Source organism: Mycobacterium sp., assembly GCF_050701675.1.
In the GTDB taxonomy this organism is placed as follows: Bacteria; Actinomycetota; Actinomycetes; order Mycobacteriales; family Mycobacteriaceae; genus Mycobacterium.
On sequence record NZ_JBOGDD010000898.1, the window covers coordinates 1 to 6,757 of the forward strand.

At 66.5% G+C, this 6,757-nt stretch carries 6 protein-coding genes; 5 read left to right on the forward strand and 1 reads right to left on the reverse strand.

The genetic code is table 11. The features are described from left to right. Together ACRDUX_RS27180 and ACRDUX_RS27185 are read left to right on the forward strand one after the other, a co-directional pair. Positions 1 to 1,815: glycosyltransferase family 39 protein (locus ACRDUX_RS27180; RefSeq protein WP_526418336.1), on the forward strand; the 1,815-nt coding region annotated here is incomplete at its 5' end. A 104-nt stretch (positions 1,816 to 1,919) separates the two neighbouring features. Further along, on the forward strand, positions 1,920 to 2,411 hold the full coding sequence (locus ACRDUX_RS27185) for a beta-class carbonic anhydrase (protein ID WP_526418338.1): 492 nt from the start codon (positions 1,920 to 1,922) through the stop codon (positions 2,409 to 2,411). A gap of 48 nt (positions 2,412 to 2,459) precedes the next feature. Here the strand turns inward: ACRDUX_RS27185 and ACRDUX_RS27190 are convergent, their stop codons facing one another. Further along, a complete protein-coding gene (locus tag ACRDUX_RS27190; protein WP_526418339.1) occupies positions 2,460 to 2,873 on the reverse strand; it encodes a PaaI family thioesterase in 414 nt (137 codons plus the stop codon). 167 nt (positions 2,874 to 3,040) lie between these two features. On the opposite strand from ACRDUX_RS27190, the gene cysD reads away from it, so the two are divergent. The 3 genes from cysD to ACRDUX_RS27205 are packed head-to-tail and all read left to right on the forward strand — an operon-like array spanning position 3,041 to position 6,598. Further along, positions 3,041 to 3,973: a sulfate adenylyltransferase subunit CysD gene (gene cysD, locus ACRDUX_RS27195; protein WP_526418341.1), complete on the forward strand. Its 933-nt coding sequence runs from the start codon at positions 3,041 to 3,043 to the stop codon at positions 3,971 to 3,973. A 34-nt stretch (positions 3,974 to 4,007) separates the two neighbouring features. Next, complete coding sequence (gene cysN / locus ACRDUX_RS27200; RefSeq protein ID WP_526418343.1) at positions 4,008 to 5,855, forward strand: sulfate adenylyltransferase subunit CysN; 1,848 nt, start codon at positions 4,008 to 4,010, stop codon at positions 5,853 to 5,855. Further along, positions 5,852 to 6,598 carry a 3'(2'),5'-bisphosphate nucleotidase CysQ gene (locus ACRDUX_RS27205; protein WP_526418345.1) on the forward strand — a complete coding sequence of 249 codons (747 nt, stop codon included), beginning with the start codon at positions 5,852 to 5,854 and terminating at the stop codon, positions 6,596 to 6,598. The genes cysN and ACRDUX_RS27205 overlap by 4 nt, the downstream gene beginning before the upstream one ends. Positions 6,599 to 6,757: the final 159 nt, after the last annotated feature.

Consider the following 6,757-nt stretch of genomic DNA (forward strand, 5'->3'; position numbering starts at 1 on the left):
CTGCTGGTGGGAACCGCGGTTCTGTACATGTGGGGTCTCGGCTCGTCGGGCTGGGCCAACAGCTATTACGCGGCCGCGGCTCAGGCTGGCACCCAGGACTGGAAGGCATTGCTGTTCGGGTCGCTCGACTCCGGCAATGCCATCACCGTGGACAAGCCGCCTGCCGCGATGTGGGTCATGGGTTTGTCCGGCAGGCTGTTCGGGTTCAACGAGTTCACGATGCTGTTGCCGGAGGCCCTGATGGGCGTCGGCGCGGTCGCGGTGCTCTACCTGACCGTCCGGCGCAGCAGCGGCCCGTCGGCGGGCCTGATCGCAGGCTTGGTGTTGGCGCTGACGCCGGTGGCGACGTTGATGTTCCGATTCAACAACCCCGACGCGCTGCTCGTGCTGCTGCTGGTGGTGGCGGCCTACTGCACCGTTCGTGCCATCGATGCGAGCAGCGTGCGGCGGATGTCGATGTGGATGGCGTTGACGGGCGCCGTCGTCGGGTTCGCATTCCTCACCAAGATGCTGCAGGCGTTCCTTCCTCTGCCGGGTTTCGCCCTGGCGTTCCTCGTCGCCGCACCATTCGGGTTCTGGAAACGATTGGGCGCGTTGCTCGTCGGGGGAGCGACGATGATCGTGTCCGCCGGCTGGTACATCGCGTTGGTCAGCCTGTGGCCTGCTGACTCGCGGCCGTACATCGCGGGCTCCACCGACAACAGCCTGTTGCAGTTGGCGTTCGGCTACAACGGAATCGAGCGGATCGCCGGAAACGAAGGTGGCGGTCCCGGTTCGGGAGGCCCCGGTCCCCACATGGGCGGCGGCATGAACCTGTTCTTCGGTGGCGACCCCGGCATCGGTCGGCTCTTCGGGCCGTCGATGGGCGTCGAGGCGTCCTGGCTGTTGCCCGCGGCCCTCATCGGGTTGGTGGTCGGGCTGTGGCTGACCTGGCGCGCACCGCGCACCGATCGGGTCCGGGCGGGGTTGTTGCTGTGGGGCGGTTGGCTCTTGGTGACGGGCGCGGTGTTCAGCTTCATGGCCGGAACCGTCCACCCGTACTACAACGTCGCGCTCGCCCCCGGAGTCGCCGCGGTGGTCGGAATCTCGGTGGCGCAGCTCGTCAAGCGCCGGGAATCGTTGATTCCGCGCCTGGTCCTCGCCGTCATGCTCGCGGCCACCGGGGTGTGGTCCTTCCTGCTGCTGAACCGAACACCGGAGTGGTGGCCGGCGATCCGCTGGGTGGTGCTCATCGGTTCGATCCTGATCGCTCTGGTGCTCGCGGTGCGCGCACACCGGCTGGGCAAGGCCACTGCGGCGGTCGTCGTCGCGGCGGCGATCTTCGGGCTCGGTGGCTCGGCGGCGTTCTCGATCTACAACGCCGCGAGTGTGCACAGCGGCCCCGGCACGATGTCAGGACCGCAGAAGGCGGGCGGCTTCGGCGGGCCTGGTGGACCCGGCAAGCCAGGCGGGTTCGGTGGACCCGGCCGTGGCGGTGACAATGCGGAGGTCGCGGAGTTGATCACCGGGGCGGACAACCGTTGGGCCGCAGCCGCAATCGGCTCGATGTCGGTGAGTGACCTCGAGCTGAAGACCGGAACCTCGCTGATGGCGATCGGCGGCTTCACCGGTGGTGATCCGTCGCCGACACTGGCTCAGTTCCAGCAGTACGTCGCCGACGGACAGGTGCGGTACTTCCTGGCCGACTCGGGTCATGGTGGCCCCCCGGGACACCGGACCGGCTCCGCGGGTGACATCACCGCATGGGTGGAGAAGACCTTCACCAAGAAGGACGTCGGCGGCACCACTGTCTACGACCTGGAGTCCAAGGCGTGACGACGGGGTGACGCTGGTTGGAATCAGCCCGATTCGCATCGTCGGAATCTGGGTACCGCCCGACTAGCGTCACCACCGCCCCACGCGAACGCCAGGAGGATCCCGTGTCAGTGACCGACGAGTACCTCGAGAACAACGAGCTGTACGCCGCGTCGTTCAGTGGTCCATTACCGCTGCCACCGAGCAAGCACGTCGCAGTCGTCGCCTGCATGGACGCGCGCCTGGACGTCTACCGGATCCTCGGACTCGCCGATGGCGAGGCGCACGTGATCCGAAACGCGGGTGGGGTCGTCACCGACGACGAGATCCGCTCCCTGGCGATCAGTCAGCGACTGCTGGGCACCAAGGAGATCATCCTCATCCACCACACCGACTGCGGCATGCTGACCTTCACCGACGATGGCTTCAAGCAGACCATTCAGGACGAAATCGGCCTCAAGCCCGAGTGGGCGGCCGAGGCCTTCCAGGACGTCGAGGAAGACGTTCGCCAGTCGCTGCGCCGCATCGAGGCCAGCCCGTTCGTCACCAAGCACGAGTCGCTGCGCGGGTTCGTCTTCGACGTGGCGACCGGCAAGTTGAACGAGGTCACCCTCTAGCGATTTCGGCGCGCTTTTCCGCGCTCAGTACGGGTTTCCGCGCCCAAATCAGCCCACCTTGTAGGTCGCGATTGCCTTCGCGACCAACTCGCCGTCGGGCGTCACGACGTCGACGTCGCAGTTGACCAAGGTCCGGCCGCGGCGCAACGCTCGGCCGACGCCGATCACGTCGGTCGCGCGGGCCGGGGTCAGGAACTGCATCGCCATCGACACCGTCACCCCGCGCAAGGAGTGGGCGGCCTCGACGCCGGCCCAGGCCGCGGCCATCACGGTGACGTCGGCCAGGGCGGCGATGGCGCCGCCGTGCACCATGTCTCCCACCGTGGTGTTGGACGGATCCCACGGCAGCCGTAGCCGCACCTCGGCGGTGTCCAGCGACTCAGCCACGATGCCGAGTTTCGCCACGAACGGGGACTGCGGGATGAACTGCGCCATGACCTCGGCGCCGGTGGGAGTCGACATGACGCCATGGTGTCTGCTCCGCCGGCGCGTTTCAATTACCCACCGGGTAAGCGACCCTGGGCACGCCGATCGTCGCTTCCGGTTCGTTGACACGTCGACGTGCCGCCGGTTACATTCCTGGGCATGATCGCAATTCTGGCTAACTCTACCAACTTAATGGGGAAGCCATGACCCTGATTCAGGGCGTCGACCAGCCGTCGGGAGGCCGTTACGAGCTGAGCCATCTGCGCTCTCTCGAAGCCGAGGCCATCCACATCATTCGCGAGGTCGCGGCTGAGTTCGAGAAGCCCGTGCTGCTGTTCTCCGGCGGCAAGGACTCCATCGTCATGCTGCACCTGGCAATCAAGGCATTCCGGCCGGGGCGCCTGCCGTTCCCCGTGATGCACGTGGACACCGGCCACAACTTCGACGAGGTGCTGGCCGCCCGCGACGAGTTCGTCGCCGAGTCAGGGGTGCGACTCGTCGTCGCCAAGGTGCAGGACGACATCGACGCAGGGCACGTCGTCGAGACCATCCCGTCGCGCAACCCGATGCAGACCTTCACGCTGCTGCGTGCCATCCGGGAGAACAAGTTCGACGCTGCCTTCGGAGGCGCCCGCCGCGACGAGGAGAAGGCCCGCGCCAAGGAGCGGGTGTTCAGCTTCCGTGACGAGTTCGGCCAGTGGGACCCCAAGTCGCAGCGCCCCGAGCTGTGGAACATCTACAACGGCAGACACCGCAAGGGTGAGCACATCCGGGTCTTCCCCCTGTCGAACTGGACCGAGTTCGACATCTGGTCCTACATCGGCGCCGAGAAGATCAAGCTGCCGTCGATCTACTACGCGCACCGGCGTCAGGTGTTCCTGCGTGACGGCATGTTCCTGGCCGTACACAAATACCTGCAGCCGCGCAAGGATGAAGAGATCATCGAGAAGACCGTGCGGTTCCGCACCGTCGGTGATGTCACCTGCACCGGCTGTGTCGAGTCGTTGGCGGGCACGGTGTCCGAGGTGATCGCCGAGACCGCGGTGTCGCGGCTGACCGAACGCGGGGCGACCCGCGCCGACGACAGAATTTCCGAAGCAGGCATGGAAGACCGCAAGCGAGAGGGCTATTTCTGATGAGCGCTTGCGCGAAGAGGAGAGGGCAGAGTTGATGGCAACGTTGCTCAGGCTCGCGACCGCGGGTTCGGTGGACGACGGCAAGTCGACGCTCATCGGCCGACTGCTGTTCGACTCCAAGGCCGTCATGGAGGACCAGCTGGCGTCGGTCGAGCGCACGTCGAAGGAGCGTGGACACGACTACACCGACCTGGCTCTGGTGACCGACGGCCTGCGGGCGGAGCGCGAACAGGGCATCACGATCGACGTGGCATACCGCTACTTCGCCACACCCAAGCGGAAATTCATCATCGCGGACACTCCGGGACATACGCAGTACACCCGCAACATGGTCACCGGGACGTCGACGGCGCAGTTGGCGATCGTCCTCGTCGACGCGAGGCACGGCCTGCTGGAACAGTCGCGGCGGCACGCGTTCCTGGCGTCGTTGCTCGGCATCCAGCACATCGTGCTTGCCGTCAACAAGATGGACCTCGTCGACTGGGATCAGGAGCGCTTCGAGAAGATCCGCGACGACTTCCACGAGTTCGCCGCCCGCCTCGACGTACACGACGTGACGTCGATTCCGTTGTCGGCGCTCAACGGCGACAACGTGGTGACCAAGTCGGAGCTCACTCCCTGGTATGAGGGGCCTGCACTGCTCAGCCACCTCGAAGAGGTCTACATCGCAGGCGACCGCAACCTGGTCGACGTGCGGTTCCCCGTCCAGTACGTCATCCGGCCGCAGACCCACGAGCACGCCGACCACCGCAGCTATGCGGGCACGGTGGCCAGTGGTGTGATGCGCCCCGGCGACGAGATCGTGGTGCTGCCAACGGGTAAGTCCAGCCGCATCACCGCGATCGAGGGCCCCACCGGACCCCTCGAAGAGGCCTTCCCGCCCATGGCGGTCTCGATCAGCCTCGCCGACGACATCGACATCTCCCGCGGCGACATGATCACCCGTGCCAACAACCAACCGCACGCCGTTCAAGACTTCGACGCGACGGTCTGCTGGATGGCCGACGAAGCGGCGTTGGAGCCCGGCCGCGAGTACGTCATCAAGCACACCACCAGGACCACCAGGGTCAGGGTGACGGCACTGGACTACCGGCTCGACGTCAATACGCTGCACCGCGACAAGGGCGCAACGGCGTTGAAGCTCAACGAACTCGGTCGTGTCACGCTGCGCACCCAGGTGCCGCTGCTGCTCGACGAATACTCCCGCAACGCGGCCACTGGATCGTTCATCCTGATCGACCCCGACACCAACCGCACCGTCGCCGCAGGCATGGTGCGCGATACCACCCCCGCCGCGACCCGCGCGGCCAGCCCCAACGCGGTGCGCCATCAGAACCTGGTCACCGCACAGGATCGGCTGTCCAGGGGTAGCACGGTGTGGTTCACCGGCCTTTCGGGTTCGGGTAAGTCGTCGGTGGCGATGCTCGTCGAGCAGAAACTACTCGAAAGCGGCCGTCCCGCTTACGTTCTCGACGGTGACAATCTTAGACACGGGCTGAATGCGGACCTCGGTTTCTCGATGGCCGACCGTGCGGAGAATCTCCGCAGGCTGGCTCACGTCGCGACGTTGCTCGCCGACTCGGGACAGATCGTGCTGGTGCCGGCCATCAGCCCGCTCGAGGAGCATCGGGCGCTCGCCCGCAAGGTCCACGTCGACAAGGGCTACGACTTCTTCGAGGTTTTCTGCGACACTCCGCTCGAGGATTGCGAACGTCGTGACCCCAAGGGCCTCTATGCGAAGGCCCGTCGCGGCGAGATCACGCACTTCACCGGGATCGACAGCCCGTACCAGCGCCCCAAGAATCCCAATCTGCGCCTGACCCCGGATCTTTCGGTCGATTACCTGGCCCAGCAGGTCATCGATATGATCACTCCTCGATGAGCGATCACGAACTGGCCGCGCGCCTCGCGACCGAAGCCGGTGTACTGCTGCTCGAGGTTCGCGCCGAGCTTGCCGGCGCCACTGGGGCCGAGCGAAAGGACGCCGGGGACAAGCGTTCTCACCGCTTCCTGATGGAGGCGCTGGCCGCCGAGCGGCCCGACGATGCGGTGCTGTCCGAGGAGGCGACCGAAGAAGAGAAGGCGAACTCTGCCCGGCTGACCGCCGAGCGGGTGTGGATCGTCGACCCCCTCGACGGCACCAGGGAGTTCTCCGAACTCGGTCGCGAGGACTGGGCAGTACACGTCGCCCTCTGGCAGTCCGGCGAGCTGGTTGCCGGCGCGGTCGCCCTTCCCGCCCAGGGCGTGACACTTGCGACGCCGGACGTCGCGGCCCCACCCGCCGCGCCTGCGACGCCTCGGATCGTCGTGTCGCGCACCAGGCCACCCGCGGTGGCGCTGGCGGTACGTGATGCCCTCGACGGTGTCCTGGTCGAAATGGGTTCGGCGGGAGCCAAGGTCGCGTCCGTCGTGCAGGGGATCGCCGACGTCTACGTGCATGCCGGTGGACAGTACGAGTGGGATTCGGCCGCGCCCGTCGCGGTCGCCCGCGCCGCCGGGCTCTACACGTCGCGCATCGACGGCTCGCCGCTGCGCTACAACCAGGCCGACGTCTACGTGCCGGACCTGATCGTCTGCAGGCCGGAGTTGGCCGATGCCGTGCTGGCGGTCACGACCGCGGTCTGACTGGCATCCCAGGAACCGGAGGGTCGCCGACGCCAGGGCAGGCGTCGACCAGGTCGTGTGCGGCGGTCATCGTTTGGTTCCAGCCACGGAAGAACTCTTGGCGAGGCGGTACGGCGGGGTCGGTGACGCCGATCTGACTGCCGCTGATCAGGTCGAGCC